This window comes from Polynucleobacter sp. AM-26B4 (genome assembly GCF_018882285.1).
Lineage (GTDB): Bacteria > Pseudomonadota > Gammaproteobacteria > Burkholderiales > Burkholderiaceae > Polynucleobacter.
This window is the reverse complement of sequence record NZ_JACVOT010000001.1, coordinates 709279-726683: the sequence shown is the minus strand read 5'-3', so window position 1 is coordinate 726683 and position 17405 is coordinate 709279. Positions and strand designations below refer to the sequence as shown.

The window sequence follows — 17405 nt, the reverse complement described above, 5'->3', positions numbered from 1 at the left end:
GAGTTAGGATGAGTTTTCTAGCATTTTTAGTGTTTGGTGGATTGGTTGGTTTTATCAGTGCCTACTTTCATCCTAAAAAACTGAGTAAAAATACGTCCTTTTTTAAGAAATATGGCTGGGCGGTATTGATCGGAGTCGCTTCTTCAGCGATTGCATCAATTTTGGGTCAAAGCTTGAAATTCTTTCAATCCGGGCAGGTTTTGGAGTGGTTATCAGCCATGGTTTTTGCGATTTTCTGCGTTTTTTTGTTCAAATTAGGCCAAAAATGACCATAAAACGATGAAAAATGGCTAAAAATGAAAAAACCTGAAATTTGGCTTCATTTCGCTTAATTTCATGTAATTTTGGTGACTAAAAGAAAAAAGGGCTCAAATTTGAGCCCTTTTTTTATGGATTTAGGCTTTTTAAACCTTCATCAGACGTTAAAAAGGAAATTCAGCACGTCACCATCTTTGACGACATACTCTTTGCCCTCGGCGCGCATCTTGCCGGCCTCTTTTGCGCCCGTCTCACCCTTGAGGCTGATGAAATCTTCAAAAGCGATGGTTTGCGCACGAATAAAGCCACGTTCAAAGTCGGTATGGATCACACCCGCCGCTTGAGGGGCTGTGTCACCAATTCGAATCGTCCAAGCACGAACTTCCTTCACGCCAGCTGTGAAATAGGTTTGTAAACCGAGCAAGTTAAAGCCGGCTCTAATTACTCGATCAAGACCTGGCTCATCCATGCCCATGTCGCTTAAGAATTCTTTTTTATCGGCATCTTCTAGTTCTGCAATTTCTGCCTCAATGGCAGCGCATACAGCCACCACAGGGGCTTTTTCAATCGCAGCGTGAGCTTTGACCGCATCAAGGTGAGGGTTGTTCTCAAAGCCGTCTTCCTTGACGTTAGCCACGTACATCACTGGTTTGGCAGTGATGAGGCAGAAGGGCTTTAAAAGTGCCAAATCTTCTTCACTTAAACCCATGGCGCGCACAGGTTTAGCTTCATTGAGTTGCGCCTGCACTTTGGCCAGTAAAGGGGCTAAAGCATTGGCTTCTTTGTCATTGCCAGACTTGGCAGCCTTGGAATAACGAGCATAGGCTTTATCCACCGTGCCCAAGTCTGCAAGAGCTAACTCGGTGTCGATGACGCCGATGTCTGAAATTGGGTCGACCTTGCCGGCCACGTGGATCACATTGCCGTCTTCAAAACAGCGCACCACATGGGTGATGGCATCGGTTTCTCGAATATTGGCCAAGAACTGGTTGCCCAGACCCTCGCCTTTCGAGGCACCGGCTACCAAGCCAGCAATGTCCACGAATTCAACCACGGCGGGCAAAATGCGTTCAGGTTTAACAATTTCCGCTAATTGAGCCAAGCGAGGGTCTGGAACCTCGACCACACCGACATTGGGCTCAATCGTGCAAAAAGGATAGTTCTCCGCTGCGATACCAGCTTTGGTAAGCGCATTAAACAGAGTTGATTTGCCGACGTTAGGCAGGCCGACGATGCCACATTTTAAAGACATAGAGCGTTATTATTCCATGTATGAAGACTTATGACCTTATTATCGTCGGAGCAGGCATTGCTGGGAAGGCAACTTCTTTGCGTTTAGCGCAATTAGGTTTGAAGATTTTGCATTTAGCGCCGAGCTTTGAAGTTGGTTTTCAGGGCCATGATTCTGCTGTGTGGGACAGTCGTATTTACGCTTTATCAGCCAGCAGCAAAAATTTATTAGAGCAGATGCATGTTTGGTCAGCTTTAGATCAAGGCCGCATTCAGGTGGTGAGTGATATGCGCGTGTTTGGCGATAGCGGTCATGCCGATGATGAAATACATTTCTCAGCATTCAGTGCCACCGTTCCACAATTGTCTTGGATTGTTGAATCGGGCCACATTGAAAAAACTTTGGATGCAGCGATTCAGTTTCAGGGTTTGATTGAACGCATCACTGACAAAGTCATCGGTGTTGCTTCAAATAACGAAGGTGTCACAGTCACAACGCAATCTGGTTTGAGTGTTAGCGGCAAACTTGTCTTGGCCGCTGATGGAGCTCAATCATTTGTGAGAGAGCAGCTTCAAATCGAGACCACTCAGAATGCTTATGATCAAACCGCGGTGGTCGCGAATTTTCAAGCTGAAAAACATCATCAAGGTACTGCATGCCAATGGTTTTTGCCGGGCGGTGAAATTTTGGCTTTATTACCTTTGCCAGATAAAAAACTTTCAATGGTTTGGTCGGCTTCTACTGATCATGCCGAGCAATTAAAAAAACAGAGCCCTGAATCATTGTGCGCAGAAGTGATGAGAGCCACTCAAGGACAGGTTGCGCAAAGAACAGGTCAGTTGCAGATGTTGACAGCGCAACAAGGATTTCCATTGAGACGCATGAAAGCAAAGCGCATGATTGCGCCAGATACAAGGCCTCGCATTGTGCTGATCGGAGATGCGGCGCATGTGATGCATCCATTGGCGGGCCAGGGCCTTAACTTGGGTTTGAGAGACGTGGCAAGCCTGGCAGATATTTTAGATAATAAAGAAGCATTCAGAGCGTTTGATGACCCGGTGTTGCTAAGAAGGTTCGAGCGTGCGCGACATGGTGATACAGATGCATTGCTTTTCACCACCGACCGCTTACAAAAACTTTTTGCTAACGAAGCAGGGCATGTGAAAACAATCAGAAACTTAGGCATGAAATTAGTGAACCGCAGTCATTTTTTAAAAAGACAATTGATCAAGCAGGCTTTGGCCTGATCGACGCTACAGCTATTTAATTTATTGGAAAAATTATGAAATTATTTAAAACGATCAATCTTATTTGCGCCATGGGCGCCGCTTCATTATTGAGTTTTTCAGTGGCTGCTCAAGGTAATCCTGAAGCCAAGATCAAAGCAGAGATGCAAAAGCAATTGGGTGAGCGTGCCAAAGTGGATGCGGTGCGCACAACGCCGATGGCTGGTTTGTATGAAGTGACGATCGGTAGCGATATTGTCTACACAGACGCCAGCGCACGTTATTTGATTCAGGGTGAAGTGGTTGATTTAAAAACTGGCACAAATCTCACAGAACAGCGCAGCAATGATTTGAACCGTATTCGTTGGGCAGATTTGCCATTGAATGATGCAATTAAGGTGGTGCGCGGCAAAGGAACTCGTCAGGTGGCAGTGTTTGCTGATCCAAATTGTGGCTTTTGCAAACGTTTAGAAAAAGGCTTTCAGCAGTTAGACAATGTCACGATCTATACATTCATGGTGCCGATGTTATCTGCTGATTCACTCATTAAGTCTCAACAGATTTGGTGCTCATCAGACAAAATTAAAGCTTGGAATGATTGGATGATCAATAACCAAGCGCCGACTGGTAAAGGTGACTGCGGTAATCCGTTGGAGCGCAATACGGCCTTGGCTAGAAAGTTAGGCATTACTGGAACTCCAGCGATGTTCTTCACAGATGGCACGCGTCTAAATGGTGCTGTACCGATGGCACAAATTGAAAAAAAATTGAAGTGATTAACTGAAATGCCAAAAACCAGGTTCACTAGCATCACCAAGAACAACAACGATAAAGACTTCAAAGGCAAGCAGTCAAAGAACTCCATCACCTATGTGATTGGATGTGATGATTGGCGCGCTCATCGCTTTGATGTGGTGATGCAAATTCCTGGTGAGATTGCCAGTCAAGGTCCACTTCATCTGCAATTGCCTGCTTGGATTCCAGGCAGTTACATGATCCGAGATTTTTCAAAGCATCTTGAATCCATCAGTGCTTCTGAAATTATTTCTGCTAAATCCATCAAGCTAATCAAACTGACCAAAATTGATAGCCACACATGGGAGTTGAAATCCAAGCATGATGTGGAGGTGAGGTATCAGGTGTATGCCTTTGATACTTCGGTGAGAGCCGCTTACTTGGATCAAGAGAGAGCCTTTTTTAATGCCAGCAGTTTGTGTTTGCAGTTATTGGGTTTTGCAGATCTTCCTTGTGATGTGAAGTTGCTTGAGCCGAAAGATCCTGACATGAGTCAGCGTTGGTCTGTGCAAACTACATTGCCTATTAAAGATGCGAAGCAAATCAAACGTTCAGGCTTTGGGGTGTATCAAGCAGAGAGTTACGATGCTTTGATTGATCATCCTGTGGCCATGGGTGAGTTCCAAGTGATTCAGTGGCAAGTGCATGGCACGCCTCACCGCATGGTGATTCAGGGATTGTTGGATGGCGTGGATGAGCGTCAATTGAGCAAAGACTTGAAAGCAATCTGTGAAGCTCATATCAGCTTTTTTGAACCAGAAAAACCAGGAGCTCCTTTCAAAGAGTATTGCTTTATGGTGAATGCCGTGGGCGATGGTTATGGCGGTTTAGAGCATCGCAACAGCACGGTTCTTTTGTGTAAGCGTGCTGATTTGCCTTACCCTGAACAAAATTTACAGAAGCATGAAGCTTATGAAGATTTTCTTGGCTTGTGCAGTCATGAGTATTTCCATTCGTGGATGGTCAAGCGAGTCAAACCTAAAGCATTTGATCCTTATGTCTTAGATCAAAAAAATCATACGCGCTTGCTGTGGTTGTTTGAGGGCTTCACCAGTTACTACGATGATCTTCAGTTATTCAGAAGTCAGAGAATTAATCTCGCGTCTTACCTCAAGCGTCTTGAGAAAACTTGGAACATGGTTTTGCGTGGGCCGGGGAGACACAAACAAAGTTTGTCAGAGAGTTCCTTCGATGCTTGGACCAAGTATTACCAAATGGATGAGAACACACCCAATGCAGTGGTGAGTTATTACGCCAAAGGATCTTTGTTGGCATTGGCCCTTGATTTAAAGATTCGTGAACACACCAAGCAAAAGCAATCCTTGGATGATGTGATGCGACATTTATGGCAAATGTATCAATTGACTGAAATAGGTATGGCTGAGGATGATTTCGATCATGCCATTGAGTTTGTGATTGGTTCTGGTTTCAAGGCTACTTGGCAACAAATTAAGCGTGATCACATCGATGGTGTTCATGACTTGCCTTTAGAGACCTTGTTGCAAAAAGTGGGCGTCAAGGTTCAATTGAAAAAAACGCTTGCTACGGAGAGCCCTGAAGTTGCCAAGCAATTATTGGGTATCCGTACAAGCATGAACAATGGTTGGGTCAGACTGACCCATGTCTTGGATGGTGGTTTGGCGCAAGAGGCAGGTTTATCTGCGGGCGATCATTTGGCATCGATCAATGGTGAGCGCGTCACACCTGGTCGCTTGGAAGAGCTGCTTTTGCCATTGATTCAAAAGTTATGCCGAGGCCAAGTTGTTAAGTTTTTGGTTTATCGCCATGACAAAGAGTTGGCCTTGAGTATTCAATCTCCCAAAACCAAAGAAAATGTTTTGGCGGCTAAGCCAAAGCAATACACTTTGTCCGTTTAATTTACTTAGCTGATGCCGTCACTGTTTTCGATTAAAGCGTCATTGCCAGGTGATTGGCTTGAATTGATTCATGACGAATTGGCTTCTGGTCGCTTTGAGCGTTTAGAGAGAGAAGTGTCATCTATTTACAGCCAGCATGCAGAAGAGCTTGCGCCATCGCTGGACAATATTTTTCGCGCATTCAAAGAAACATCAGTAGAACAAACCAAGGTCATCATTTTGGGTCAAGACCCATACCAAACACCGGGCCTCGCTCAGGGTTTGTCATTTTCTATTCCAAAAGAAATCAAACCGGGTTGGAGAGCGTTTCCAAGCTCTTTGAGAAATATCAGCAAGGCTTTGGCATTGGATGGTTATCAGGCTTTGCCGCATGGTGACTTGAGTGCTTGGGCTGCGCAAGGTGTTCTTTTATTGAACGCCACATTGACGGTCCAACTGAATTTAGCTGGATCTCACGCGCAGCTTGGCTGGCAAGATTTAACCGATGTGCTTTTGTATCAATTGGCCAAGAAAAAATCTCTGATTTGGATGTTGTGGGGTGCGCACGCACAAAAGAAACTGGCTTTGATTGAAGAGGCTAGTCAGGAGTCTGGTGTTAAGCAAGAAATTTTGACGGCTTCACATCCATCCGGCTTAAGTGTCTACAAAACCAAAGAACCTTTTATTTACCCTGGTGATCAGCAATCATGCGGACACTTTCGCAAGGCCAATGAGCTTTTACTTCAAAGAAGCTTAAAGCCGATTGAGTGGTTAGTGCCTAGTTAGCCTCAGCACTTAGTGTTATTTAAGCGTTGAATAGTTCTGCTAAAGCTTCGCCTGGATCTTCTTGGCGCATAAAGGCTTCACCTACCAAGAATGCATCTACTTTGGCAGCGCGCATCAAAGCAACGTCTGCTTTTGTGAGAATGCCACTTTCAGTGACCACACGTTTTTCTGCAGGAATTTCTTTCAGTAAAGAAAGGGTGGTTTCTAGACTGACTTCAAATGTGCGTAAATTGCGATTATTGATTCCTAGCAACGGCGTCTTCAGTGCCAAGGCTCGCTCTAGCTCGTAGGCATCGTGAACTTCGACCAACACATCCATTTGTAGTTCATGAGCAATGGTTTCAAAGTCTTGCATTTGCGCATCATCCAAAGCAGCTGCAATCAAAAGAATGGCATCAGCACCCATCGCACGCGCTTCATAGACTTGATACGGATCAACCAAGAAGTCTTTGCGCAAAACAGGGATGCTGCAAGCATGACGGGCTTCGCGCAAATACTGAGCAGAACCTTGAAAATATTCTTTATCAGTCAAAACCGATAAACAGGCAGCACCATTTTTTTCGTAAGACTGAGCAATTTCTGCAGGATGGAAGTCTTCGCGAAACACGCCCTTGCTTGGGCTGGCTTTTTTAATTTCTGTGATGACCCCAGCATGACCTTGAGAAATTTTTTCTTCAATGCTGGCAGTAAAACCTCTGGGTTTTAAACCCACCGCTTGGATACTGGCTTCTGCATCCGCTCTTAGGACGTGCATGGCTACCTGAGAAGAGGCTTTGGCGACTTCATCAAATTTGGTTGCCAGGATGCGTTTCAGAATATCGCTCATAAATACTTTATAGGTGGTTAAGTGTCTAGCTTACGCTAATGTGATTAACATTTCAGTGAGGTGACTAATATTTCAGTAGGGTAGCTCACGCTAATGATTGCGTGGTTTTAATAAATTCATCTAATTTGGCTTTTGCTTTGCCAGAAGCAATCGACTCTCTGGCAAGCTCTAAACCATGAGCAATGTCTTTGGCAATGTCGGCAGCGTAAAGAGCAGCGCCTGCATTCAAGCAAACGATGTCTTGTGCGGGTCCAGGCTCGTTGGCCAAAACACCCAATAGAATCTTTTTCGATTCTGCTGCATCGGCTACTTTGAATGTGTTAGTTTTGCAAACGCTTAGACCAAAGTCTTGTGGTTTGATTTCATATTCTTTGATCTGACCATCTTTTAGCTCTCCAACCATGGTCGGGGCTTCTAAAGATATTTCATCCAGTCCATCTTTGCCATAAACCACTAGGGCGTGTTTCATGCCCAGTTGCTGAAGAACTCTGATTTGTACACCAACCAAATCTGGGTGAAAAACCCCCATCAACATGTGCGCCGCATTAGCTGGATTCGTGAGGGGACCCAAGATATTGAAAATAGTGCGCACGCCCATTTCTTTTCGAACAGGGGCTACGTTCTTCATGGCAGGGTGATGGTTTGGAGCAAACATGAAACCAATGCCACAGCTGTTCAATGATTTTGCCACCTGAGGTGCTTGTAATGTGATTTGCACGCCCAGCGCTTCAAGAACATCCGCTGCACCGGATTTACTGCTCACACTGCGATTGCCATGTTTGGCAACTTTTGCACCAGCTCCAGCAGCCACAAACATGGCTGTGGTGGAAATATTGAAGGTGTGCGCGCCATCGCCACCCGTGCCCACAATATCAACAAAATGACTGTTGTCAGCTACAGATACTTTGGTTGCGAATTCGCGCATCACCATGGCAGCAGCTGTGATTTCACCAATGGTTTCTTTTTTGGTGCGCAAGCCCGTCAAGATCGCAGCTGTCAGCATCGGTGATAACTCGCCAGACATGATCGAGCGCATGATGTGCATCATGTCATCGTGTTTGATTTCTTGATGCTCAATGCAGCTGAGTAATGCTTCTTGTGGAGTAATGGCCATAGTGTTAATTTAATTGGATTGTTTAGGCGATTGTGTGGCTAATTATTTAGGCAATTGTTGCTTTTGTGGTTTTAAGAAAGTTATTCAATAACTCATGACCATATTCAGACAGAATAGATTCTGGATGGAACTGAACACCTTCAACAGCAAATTTTTTATGACGCACACCCATGATTTCGCCATCATCCGTCCATGCGGTGATTTCTAAGTCCGCGGGCAAACTTTCTTTTTCGATCGCCAATGAGTGGTAACGCGTCACGGTGAAGTCTTTTGGTAAGTCTTTGAACACACCTGTTTGGTGTGTGTGAACCGTGTCTGTTTTACCGTGCATTACTCGTTTGGCTCTAATTACTTTGCCGCCAAAGGCTTCCCCAATCGCTTGGTGGCCTAGGCACACGCCTAAGAGTGGCACCTTGCCAGCAAAGTGTTGCAAGGCAGCCACTGAGATACCAGCTTCTTTAGGGCTGCATGGGCCTGGAGAAATACAAATATGGTCTGGCTTTAGGGCTTCAATTTCAGCGATGGTGATTTCATCATTGCGAAACACTTTCACCTCTGCACCTAACTCACCAAAGTATTGAACCAGGTTATAGGTGAAGGAGTCGTAGTTATCAATCATGATCAGCATGAAGACCTCCTTGAACCATTTCTACTGCGCGCAATACTGCCCGAGCTTTTGCTTCTGTTTCTTTCCATTCTGATTCAGGATCAGAGTCAGCCACCACGCCAGCACCTGCTTGAGCGTGAACCATGCCATCTTTGATCACTCCTGTGCGAATCACAATCGCCACATCCATGTCGCCTGAGAATGATAGGTAGCCAGCTGCGCCACCATAAACACCGCGTTTGACGATTTCCATTTCATCGATGATTTCCATCGCACGAATTTTTGGTGCACCTGACAAAGTGCCAGCAGGAAATGTCGCTTTCAATACATCCATGTTGCTAGCATCATTCACAAGCTCACCTTCTACGGAGCTCACGATGTGTTGAACATGAGAATACTTTTCAATCACCATGCGATCGGTGACTTTCACAGTACCATTTTTAGCAATTCTGCCAACATCGTTACGAGCCAAGTCGATGAGCATCACGTGCTCGGCAATTTCTTTCGGATCTGCCAAAAGTTCTTTGGCTAGAGCTGCATCTTGCTCTGGATTGCTGCCACGTGGTCTTGTTCCCGCAATTGGTCGCACAATCACAAAACGTTTTTCTTGTCCATCGACCTGTCTCTTTTCTTGACGCACAAGAATTTCTGGAGAAGATCCAACAATTTGGTGATCGCCAAAATCATACAAATACATGTAGGGCGATGGGTTCAAAGAGCGCAGGGCGCGGTACAAGGACAAAGGTGAGTCAGTGAATGGCTGACTGATTCTTTGGCCAATCACCACTTGCATACAGTCTCCGGCCAAAATATATTCTTTGGTGCGTTTCACTGCATCCATGAAATCTGCTTTACCAAAGCGACGAATTGCTTCTGTTTTTGAAGAGGTACTGTTGCTTGGTTTTTTGACCGGAGCATCAAGACTGGCGAGCAATTCTTTTAAGCGCTTCTGAGCAACTTCATAAGACGCCGGTTCTTGAGGGTTAGCGTACACAATCAAGTACAACTTGCCTGCCAAGTTATCGATGACCGCTAACTCTTCAGTCAACATCAGTTGAATATCAGGGGTGTTGATTTCATCTGGCAGAGAATTTTTTGCTAGACGAGGTTCGATATAACGAATGGTGTCGTAACCAAAGTAACCAGCCAAGCCACCGCAAAATCTTGGTAAGCCATCTTGTAGGAAGACTTTGAAGCGCGCGTGGTAACTGGCGATAAAATCCAAAGGATTGCCGTGATCAGTTTCAATCACTTGGCCATTGGTGATGACTTGAGTGATTGTATTGTTAGGACCACCGGTGACCTTGATGAGAGTTTTGGCTTGCAAGCCAATGATGGAGTAGCGACCAAAGCGTTCGCCGCCCACCACAGACTCTAATAAGAATGTGTTGCTTGATCCGTGAGCTTGTGTGAGTTTTAAATACAGAGATAAAGGCGTCTCTAAATCTGCAGAAACCTCAGACACTAATGCCGCACGGTTATAGCCCTGTTTTGCCAGGGCATCGAAGTCTTGTCGTTGCATCAGACTTTCCCTAATTCCTCACGCATCTTGTCGATGATCGCTTTGTAATCAGGTTTGCCAAAAATGGCAGAGCCAGCAACAAATGTATCAGCACCAGCGGCAGCAATTTCACGGATGTTGTCGACTTTCACGCCGCCATCAACTTCTAAACGAATCTTGCGCCCTGTTTTGGCTTCGTGAGCTTGCAACTTGGCTTTGGTTTCGCGCAATTTATCCAAAGTGCTAGGGATGAATGACTGACCGCCAAATCCAGGATTAACAGACATCAATAAGACCAAGTCGATCTTATCTAGAACATGGTCTAAATGAAACAAGGGAGTCGCTGGATTGAATACCAAACCAGCTTGGCAGCCGCTGTCCTTGATAAGGCCCAAAGTTCTATCAACATGAGAGCTGGCTTCTGGGTGAAAGCTGATCATGTTAGCGCCCGCTTTAGCAAAGTCAGGAACGATGCGATCAACCGGCTGCACCATCAAGTGCACGTCAATACAGGCTGGCTGACCGTTTTTAACCGCATGAGAGCGAATAGCCTCACATACCAAAGGGCCAATGGTTAAATTAGGCACGTAATGGTTGTCCATCACGTCAAAGTGGATCCAGTCTGCCCCGGCAGCCAAGACACTGCTAACTTCTTCGCCCAGGCGAGCAAAGTCCGCAGACAGAATAGAGGGGGCAATCAGGTATGAATTTGGGGTATTTAAATTAGCCATAGTGTGATTCTATCGTGGACTGGCTTGCAGTAGCGTGTTCTATAGCGGAGAATCATGAATATGGAACAACATCAATTCAGCGTTCAGGTCAAAGTGACCTATTTGCCAGACGAATCAGATGCCGAAAATCGGCAATTTGCCTTCGCTTACACCATCACCATCAAAAATACGGGGCAGGTTCCAGCCCAGTTGATTGCTAGGCATTGGATCATCACTGATGGCGATGAAGGGGTGGAAGAGGTCAAGGGTTTAGGGGTGGTTGGTCAGCAGCCATTATTGCGACCAGGGGAGCAGTTTGAATACACCAGTTGGGCGACTTTACCGACCCCAATGGGCACCATGAGAGGGGATTTTTTCTGTGTCAGCGAAGATGCACAATTTTTCCAAACCCCGATTCCAGAATTTGCCTTGGTGATGCCTCGCACGCTCCATTAATTGAATTCTAGAGCCTTATCATTTGTCTTTTCGGCGACCCATCATGGTCCAAACCACAATGATCACAAACAATACAAGCGCAGCGCCTGCTTCAATCAAAAATAACAACATGGGATATTGGTCAAATAAATCGCTCAACGGGCAGCTCCTTTTGCTTGAATCTGATGTTCGTCATTCAGGTATCGGTGTGAAGAGGTTTTTATCATACGGACTTTTGATTGCTTTTGCATTGGCATTGATTTCTTGTGCCAGCGCACCCGAGTACAAAGCAAAACCAGTTTCTAAGAGCAGCTCGGCAAGTTCAAGCGAATATTCATCATCAGTATCTAAATTAATCAATGCATCATGGAATGATTTACCAGGTTGGTATGACGATGATTTAACAGCTGCATGGCCAGCTTGGAAAAGAAGTTGTGAAGGTTTGGTCAGACGAAATCCAAGCGGTCTAGATTGGAAGTCAGTTTGTTCAATGGCTAATCGTGTGAATTCATCGAGTAATCAATCCATCCGTGATTTTTTTGAAACCCACATGAAGGTGATGGAGATCAGGCATCAGACTGGTGCAAGAGCTGGAAGTTCACAAGGTTTGGTCACTGGTTATTACGAGCCGTACTTGAATGGCTCTCGTCAAAGAGGTGGGGTTTATCAGACACCGATTCATCAATACCCCGATGCTTGGAAAAAACGTAAACCAGCTGAACTACCAAGCCGCGCTGAATTACTCTCCAGTGGTCAATTGAAGGGTCAAGAAATTCTTTGGGTGGATGATCCTGTGGCTGCGGCATTCATGCAGGTTCAGGGATCTGGTCGTGTGAGGATGAGTGATGGCAAGGTGATTCGTTTGGGTTTTGCTGGCACCAATGATCACAAGTTCAAATCTTTTGCACAATGGTTGTTAGATCGTAAAGAAATTAATACCTCAGCCGCCACCATGCAAGGTATTCAAGCATGGTCAAAGAAAAATTCTCCACAGCGCGTTCAAGAAATGTTGAACGCTAATCCGCGTTATGTTTTCTTTAGAGAAATGCCAACGGTGGCTGATGTCAGTGTGGGCCCTATTGGTGCATTGGGTGTGCCATTGACGGCCGAGCGCAGTATTGCGGTTGATCCTAAAGCACTCCCTTTGGGCGCACCTGTTTATTTGGCCAGCACATACCCTTTGAGTGAAAAACCTTTGCGTCGTTTGATGATGGCCCAAGATACTGGCAGTGCGATCGTCGGTGCGGTACGAGCAGATTTTTATTGGGGTACGGGTGATCAGGCAGGCGAATATGCTGGCAGAATGAAGCAGCAAGGGCGCATGTGGGTATTTTTGCCGCGCTAAAGTATTACCTTTGAGCATTACTATTAGGGTGTTAACTTAAAAAGAGGTTGTTATGAGTGATGAAATGATTATTACGTCGGTAAACGATCGAGTGGCCTTGATCACTCTTAATCGACCCAAAGCACTGAATGCTTTGAATGATCAATTGATGAACGAATTGGGCGCCGCTCTTTTAAAGTTTGATGCTGATGATCAAATTTCTTGCATGGTCATCACTGGCAGTGAAAAAGCCTTTGCTGCGGGTGCAGACATTGGCGGCATGGCCAACTTTAGTTTCAATGATGTTTATCAAGGTGATTACATCACTAAGAATTGGGAAACCATTCGTCGCATTCGTAAACCTGTGATTGCTGCTGTATCTGGATTTGCTTTGGGCGGTGGCTGTGAGTTGGCAATGATGTGTGATTTCATCATTGCTGCAGATAACGCTAAGTTTGGTCAGCCTGAAATCAAATTGGGTATCTTGCCAGGAGCCGGTGGCACACAGCGTTTGCCAAAAGCGGTATCTAAATCAAAAGCGATGGACATGTGTTTAACGGCCCGCATGATGGATGCGCAAGAGGCTGAAAGAGCTGGCTTGGTGTCTAGAGTTGTGCCAGCAGAGCGCCTGATGGAAGAAGCCATGGGTGCAGCAAAAACTATTTCAGAAATGTCTTTACCGATTGTGATGATGGTCAAAGAAAGTATCAACGCATCTTATGAATCCTCTCTAAGTGAAGGTATTCGTTTTGAGCGCCGAATGTTTCATGCAGCATTTGCCACAGAAGATCAGAAAGAAGGCATGAAGGCTTTTTTAGAAAAGCGACCTGCAAAATTCAAGAATCAATAAATTTAAAGTAAGCTAATTTTTCTGAAAGACCGTCCTTGAAATCACTCAGGCAACTTGGATTTATTTTCTTGGGAGTATTTTTTTTGAGCTCCTGCGCGACGATTGATGTCGCTGAAAAGAATGTGCCTCCACCCGAGAACATTGATAAGTTTTCAATCCTCAATGAGGGTGGGAAGTTACCTAAAGCATGGCAAATTTGGCGAGTCACTCCGCAGAAGAATAAAACTCAATACACCTTGAAGAATTATCAAGGCCGCACCGTTCTGCATGCAAGTGCAGATGTGGCTGCCTCTGGTTTGGTTTTGCCACTCAAGCCAAGACCTGCCGCGCAACAAGTGTTGTCTTGGGAGTGGAAGGCCATGAATGTGATTGCTGAGGCCGATAATCAAGAATCAACCAAAGATGATGCACCGTTGAGAATCGTGGTGGCATTTGATGGTGATAAAACAAAATTGCCACTCAAAGATCAGATGGTTTTTGAAATGGCAAAAATCATCAGTGGTCACGATATGCCCTATGCCAGTTTGATGTATGTGTGGTCATCAAAGAATCCACTTGAATCAATCATTCCAAGCCCTAGAACATCCAGAATCAAGATGATTGTTGTCAATAGTGGTAGTGATCGCTTGGGCCAGTGGCAGAAGCATCAGCGAGACTTATCAAGAGACTATCAGATGGCTTTTAATGAGCCGCCCGGCAAAGTGATTGGTTTGGGTTTGTTGACTGATTCAGACAACACCAAGAGCAAAGTCAATGCGATTTATGGTGATATTGAATTAAAGAAAGCATCCGCAAAAAAATAAAGACCCAAGGTTGTGAGGCCTTGAGTCTTTGCATGATTTCTTAGAAGCTCTTCAGTTTGATTATTTAGTCGACTCTAAATAGCGCTCTACCAAACGCACCCAGTAAGTGCTTCCTAGTGGCAACAATTGATCATTGAAGTCATAGCAAGGGTTGTGCAGTTGGCAAGGACCAAGGCCATGACCTTGTGAGCGATGATCACCATCACCGTTGCCAATGAACACGTAGCAGCCAGGTTTTTCTTGCAACATGAAGGCAAAGTCTTCTGCACCCATGGTCGGATCAATTCTTGAGTTCACGTGATGCTCGCCAACCAATTCTTTCATGACATCAACCGCAAAAGCAGTTTCTTTTTCATGATTGATCGTGGGCGGGTAATTTCTAGAGAAGGTCACTTCTGCTGAGCAGTCAAATGCTTGCGCAGTAGCGCTGGCAATTTGATGCAATCTTGATTCAATCAAATCAAGTACTTCGTGCGTGAACGTTCTGACCGTGCCACCAATCCAGGCACTGTCAGGAATGATGTTGCTGGCATCGCCAGCATGAAACTGAGTGATCGATAGAACAGCTGCATCAACTGGGCGTTTGTTGCGCGTGATGATGGCTTGTAGTGAGCCAATGATTTGACTGGCAGCAAACACTGGATCAGCGCTGTTGTGCGGTAATGCGGCGTGACCACCTTTACCTTTGACAGTGATCTGGAACTCATTGCTAGAAGCCATCATGGGTCCTGGGGTCACTCCAAAGTCACCGACTGGAATGCCTGGCCAATTGTGCATGCCAAACACGGCATCACAAGGGAATAAATCAAACAGGCCATCACGAATCATTTCTCTGGCACCGCCACCGCCTTCTTCGGCCGGTTGAAAAATGAGATAAACCGTGCCTTTGAACTCGCGATGTTGCGCAAGATATTGTGCAGCCCCTAATAACATCGCCACGTGGCCATCATGACCGCAAGCGTGCATTTTTCCAGGGTGCTGGGAAGCGTGTTCAAAATGATTGTGTTCTTGGAGTGGTAGTGCATCCATGTCTGCACGCAAACCAATGCTGCGACCTTTGCCTAAAGATCCTTCAATGATTCCGACAACACCGGTTTTACCTAAGCCACGATGAATCTTGATGCCCCAAGACTCTAATTTTTGAGCCACCACATCAGATGTGCGTTTTTCTTCAAAGCACAACTCTGGGTGTGCATGAATATCGCGGCGAATCGCTTGAATGACTTCGGCAGACTCTAAGATTTCTGGTAATAATTTCATAATCTTGATTGATGAGTGACTTAACCCTAATCATAGCTCTTATATAGCAGTCATGCTAATTACTTCAGAATTACCCAAGTTTGGTACAGTGTTTCTGAAGCAGTCAATCACATGTGATTTTTTAAAGGAAATGCCTTGAATCAAGATAAACCTTGGTTGAACAGTTATCCCGATGGGGTGCCGCATCAAGTGGATGGTGCTCAATTTGAGTCATTGAATGATTTATTTGCTCAATCATTCTCTCAATACGGCTCAAGACTTGCCTTTGATTGCATGGGTAAAAAAATCACTTACAAAGAATTAGATGAATTGTCTTGGCAATTTGCCGCTTATTTACAGTCGCAAGGCTTGAGTAAGGGTGATCGCCTTGCATTGATGATGCCTAATCTCTTGCAGTACCCAATCGCTTTATTGGGGTCTTTGAGAGCCGGTTGTGTGGTCGTCAATGTCAATCCAATGTACACCGCTCGTGAACTGGCTTATCAGTTGAATGACTCTGGCGCAGATGCTTTGGTGATCTTGGAAAACTTTGCGCATGTTTTTCAGAGTATTCAGGATCAAGTGTCAGTCAAGCATGTGCTGGTCACCAATGTTGGTGAGCTCATGGGGATCAAAGGACATTTGATCAACTGGATCATCAGGCATGTCAAAAAAGCAGTGCCAAGCTGGTCGTTGAATGGCGTGAGCGGTTTTCAGGAAGCTTTGCAAAAAGGAAAAAATTTCAGAGCTTCTTTTGTACCTGTGTCCATGAAGGGCGATGAAATCGCTTTCTTGCAATACACCGGAGGTACAACAGGTGTGGCCAAAGGAGCGGTTTTATTGCACCGAAATATTTTGGCCAATATTGCGCAAATCGATGCTTGGCTTGAGCCAGGTTTGAGAGGTTTGCGCATTGAGCAATTGGTGTTTGTTTGTGCTTTGCCGATGTATCACATCTTTGCTTTGACCGCGTGTTGCTTATTTGGTCTTAAGGCCGGGGGTTTGAATATTTTAGTGACCAACCCAAGAGATATTCCAGGCTTTGTGAAGTTGCTGAAGGGCTTGAAAGAATTTCACGTATTTCCTGCGGTGAACACCTTGTTCAATGCTTTGATGAATCATCCAAAATTTTCAAGCATTGATTTTTCATCACTGTTAGTAAGCATTGGCGGTGGCATGGCTGTACAAAAGTCAGTGGCAGATCGTTGGCAAAAGTTAACGGGCAAACCAATCGCTGAAGGTTATGGACTTTCTGAGACTTCACCGGTGGTTTGTTGCAATACGCCATTGATCGATGGCTTCACAGGAACGATTGGTTTGCCTTTGCCTGGAACCGATATTTTGATTTTGGATAACGAAGAGCGCTCGGTCGCCATTGGTGAGCCTGGAGAGATTTGCATCAAAGGCCCTCAGTTGATGGCTTCTTATTGGAAGCGTGATACTGAAACAAAGCAATCAATGACGGCCCAGGGGTTTTTTAAAACGGGCGATATCGCTTACATGACTGCCGATGGTTACGTCAAAATCATTGATCGCAAGAAAGACACCATCGTGGTGTCAGGGTTCAATGTTTACCCCAATGAGGTTGAAGAAGTCTTGATGATGATGCCCGAAGTCTTAGAGTGCGCAGCGGTCGGTGTGAAAGATGGTCCAGCTGGCGAAGCTGTGAAAGTCTTTATCGTTAAAAAAGATCTTGGCTTGACTGAAAGTCAGGTGCTTGAGTATTGCAAAACACAATTAACCAATTACAAGCGACCAAAGTTCATTGAGTTTAGAAATGAATTGCCAAAATCAACAGTTGGCAAAATTTTGCGCCGAGAGCTCAGGGATAACTGAGAGATAAC

17 protein-coding genes are annotated in these 17405 nt (G+C 45.2%); 10 read left to right on the top strand and 7 right to left on the bottom strand.

Going from position 1 to position 17405, the window contains the following annotated elements; genetic code table 11:
• The first annotated feature begins 8 nt into the window (after positions 1-8).
• Positions 9-269: a hypothetical protein gene (locus ICE88_RS03570; protein WP_216249551.1), complete on the top strand. Its 261-nt coding sequence runs from the start codon at positions 9-11 to the stop codon at positions 267-269.
• A gap of 146 nt (positions 270-415) precedes the next feature.
• Here the strand turns inward: ICE88_RS03570 and ychF are convergent, their stop codons facing one another.
• Positions 416-1510 (bottom strand): redox-regulated ATPase YchF, encoded by a 1095-nt coding sequence (gene ychF, locus ICE88_RS03565; protein WP_216249549.1) that lies wholly within the window; start codon positions 1508-1510, stop codon positions 416-418.
• Positions 1511-1530: 20 nt separating this feature from the next.
• On the opposite strand from ychF, the gene ICE88_RS03560 reads away from it, so the two are divergent.
• Genes ICE88_RS03560 through ICE88_RS03545 form a run of 4 tightly spaced genes read left to right on the top strand, consistent with a single transcriptional unit; the run spans position 1531 to position 6152 of the window.
• Complete coding sequence (locus ICE88_RS03560) at positions 1531-2736, top strand: UbiH/UbiF family hydroxylase (RefSeq protein ID WP_216249545.1); 1206 nt, start codon at positions 1531-1533, stop codon at positions 2734-2736.
• A gap of 35 nt (positions 2737-2771) precedes the next feature.
• Positions 2772-3491 carry a DsbC family protein gene (locus ICE88_RS03555; RefSeq protein WP_216249542.1) on the top strand — a complete coding sequence of 240 codons (720 nt, stop codon included), beginning with the start codon at positions 2772-2774 and terminating at the stop codon, positions 3489-3491.
• A gap of 9 nt (positions 3492-3500) precedes the next feature.
• Positions 3501-5387: a M61 family metallopeptidase gene (locus tag ICE88_RS03550; RefSeq protein WP_216249539.1), complete on the top strand. Its 1887-nt coding sequence runs from the start codon at positions 3501-3503 to the stop codon at positions 5385-5387.
• A 12-nt stretch (positions 5388-5399) separates the two neighbouring features.
• Entirely contained in the window at positions 5400-6152 is a 753-nt protein-coding gene (locus ICE88_RS03545) for a uracil-DNA glycosylase (protein ID WP_216249536.1), read from the top strand.
• A gap of 19 nt (positions 6153-6171) precedes the next feature.
• Here the strand turns inward: ICE88_RS03545 and trpC are convergent, their stop codons facing one another.
• The 5 genes from trpC to rpe all read right to left on the bottom strand — a co-directional run bounded on the left by trpC (position 6172) and on the right by rpe (position 10931).
• The gene (gene trpC, locus ICE88_RS03540; protein ID WP_216249534.1) at positions 6172-6978 is read right to left on the bottom strand and encodes an indole-3-glycerol phosphate synthase TrpC; all 807 of its coding nucleotides are present in this window, start codon (positions 6976-6978) and stop codon (positions 6172-6174) included.
• Positions 6979-7063: 85 nt separating this feature from the next.
• Complete coding sequence (gene trpD / locus ICE88_RS03535; RefSeq protein WP_216249531.1) at positions 7064-8092, bottom strand: anthranilate phosphoribosyltransferase; 1029 nt, start codon at positions 8090-8092, stop codon at positions 7064-7066.
• A gap of 46 nt (positions 8093-8138) precedes the next feature.
• Entirely contained in the window at positions 8139-8720 is a 582-nt protein-coding gene (locus ICE88_RS03530; protein WP_216249529.1) for an aminodeoxychorismate/anthranilate synthase component II, read from the bottom strand.
• Complete coding sequence (gene trpE, locus ICE88_RS03525) at positions 8704-10221, bottom strand: anthranilate synthase component I (protein ID WP_216249527.1); 1518 nt, start codon at positions 10219-10221, stop codon at positions 8704-8706. The genes ICE88_RS03530 and trpE overlap by 17 nt, the downstream gene beginning before the upstream one ends.
• Positions 10221-10931, bottom strand: a complete 711-nt coding sequence (rpe, locus tag ICE88_RS03520) for a ribulose-phosphate 3-epimerase (protein WP_216249524.1) — start codon at positions 10929-10931, stop codon at positions 10221-10223. The genes trpE and rpe overlap by 1 nt, the downstream gene beginning before the upstream one ends.
• A gap of 60 nt (positions 10932-10991) precedes the next feature.
• On the opposite strand from rpe, the gene apaG reads away from it, so the two are divergent.
• From apaG to ICE88_RS03500, 4 genes are all read left to right on the top strand, one after another.
• A complete protein-coding gene (apaG, locus tag ICE88_RS03515; RefSeq protein ID WP_216251841.1) occupies positions 10992-11366 on the top strand; it encodes a Co2+/Mg2+ efflux protein ApaG in 375 nt (124 codons plus the stop codon).
• Between the two features lie 43 nt (positions 11367-11409).
• On the top strand, positions 11410-12690 hold the full coding sequence (locus tag ICE88_RS03510) for a murein transglycosylase A (protein ID WP_370624425.1): 1281 nt from the start codon (positions 11410-11412) through the stop codon (positions 12688-12690).
• 52 nt (positions 12691-12742) lie between these two features.
• Complete coding sequence (locus ICE88_RS03505; protein WP_216249521.1) at positions 12743-13519, top strand: enoyl-CoA hydratase; 777 nt, start codon at positions 12743-12745, stop codon at positions 13517-13519.
• Positions 13520-13602: 83 nt separating this feature from the next.
• Positions 13603-14322 (top strand): DUF3047 domain-containing protein, encoded by a 720-nt coding sequence (locus ICE88_RS03500; protein WP_255535194.1) that lies wholly within the window; start codon positions 13603-13605, stop codon positions 14320-14322.
• 60 nt (positions 14323-14382) lie between these two features.
• Here ICE88_RS03500 and ICE88_RS03495 read toward each other — a convergent pair whose 3' ends face one another.
• Positions 14383-15582, bottom strand: coding sequence for a M20 aminoacylase family protein (locus tag ICE88_RS03495; protein ID WP_216249500.1), 1200 nt, complete (start codon positions 15580-15582; stop codon positions 14383-14385).
• 135 nt (positions 15583-15717) lie between these two features.
• Between ICE88_RS03495 and ICE88_RS03490 the strand changes: the two genes are divergently transcribed.
• The gene (locus ICE88_RS03490) at positions 15718-17397 is read left to right on the top strand and encodes a long-chain-fatty-acid--CoA ligase (protein ID WP_216249497.1); all 1680 of its coding nucleotides are present in this window, start codon (positions 15718-15720) and stop codon (positions 17395-17397) included.
• Positions 17398-17405: the final 8 nt, after the last annotated feature.

Excerpts from the sequence above, each read along its gene's own strand:
- ICE88_RS03545 (WP_216249536.1), top strand. The coding sequence starts at position 5,400 with ATGCCGTCACTGTTTTCGATTAAAGCGTCATTGCCAGGTGATTGGCTT.
- apaG (WP_216251841.1), top strand. The coding sequence starts at position 10,992 with ATGGAACAACATCAATTCAGCGTTCAGGTCAAAGTGACCTATTTGCCA.
- ICE88_RS03550 (WP_216249539.1), top strand. The coding sequence starts at position 3,501 with ATGCCAAAAACCAGGTTCACTAGCATCACCAAGAACAACAACGATAAA.
- ICE88_RS03495 (WP_216249500.1), bottom strand. The coding sequence starts at position 15,582 with ATGAAATTATTACCAGAAATCTTAGAGTCTGCCGAAGTCATTCAAGCG.
- rpe (WP_216249524.1), bottom strand. The coding sequence starts at position 10,931 with ATGGCTAATTTAAATACCCCAAATTCATACCTGATTGCCCCCTCTATT.
- trpC (WP_216249534.1), bottom strand. The coding sequence starts at position 6,978 with ATGAGCGATATTCTGAAACGCATCCTGGCAACCAAATTTGATGAAGTC.
- ICE88_RS03555 (WP_216249542.1), top strand. The coding sequence starts at position 2,772 with ATGAAATTATTTAAAACGATCAATCTTATTTGCGCCATGGGCGCCGCT.
- ICE88_RS03505 (WP_216249521.1), top strand. The coding sequence starts at position 12,743 with ATGAGTGATGAAATGATTATTACGTCGGTAAACGATCGAGTGGCCTTG.
- trpE (WP_216249527.1), bottom strand. The coding sequence starts at position 10,221 with ATGCAACGACAAGACTTCGATGCCCTGGCAAAACAGGGCTATAACCGT.
- ICE88_RS03560 (WP_216249545.1), top strand. The coding sequence starts at position 1,531 with ATGAAGACTTATGACCTTATTATCGTCGGAGCAGGCATTGCTGGGAAG.
- ICE88_RS03510 (WP_370624425.1), top strand. The coding sequence starts at position 11,410 with ATGGTCCAAACCACAATGATCACAAACAATACAAGCGCAGCGCCTGCT.
- ychF (WP_216249549.1), bottom strand. The coding sequence starts at position 1,510 with ATGTCTTTAAAATGTGGCATCGTCGGCCTGCCTAACGTCGGCAAATCA.
- ICE88_RS03570 (WP_216249551.1), top strand. The coding sequence starts at position 9 with ATGAGTTTTCTAGCATTTTTAGTGTTTGGTGGATTGGTTGGTTTTATC.
- trpD (WP_216249531.1), bottom strand. The coding sequence starts at position 8,092 with ATGGCCATTACTCCACAAGAAGCATTACTCAGCTGCATTGAGCATCAA.
- ICE88_RS03530 (WP_216249529.1), bottom strand. The coding sequence starts at position 8,720 with ATGCTGATCATGATTGATAACTACGACTCCTTCACCTATAACCTGGTT.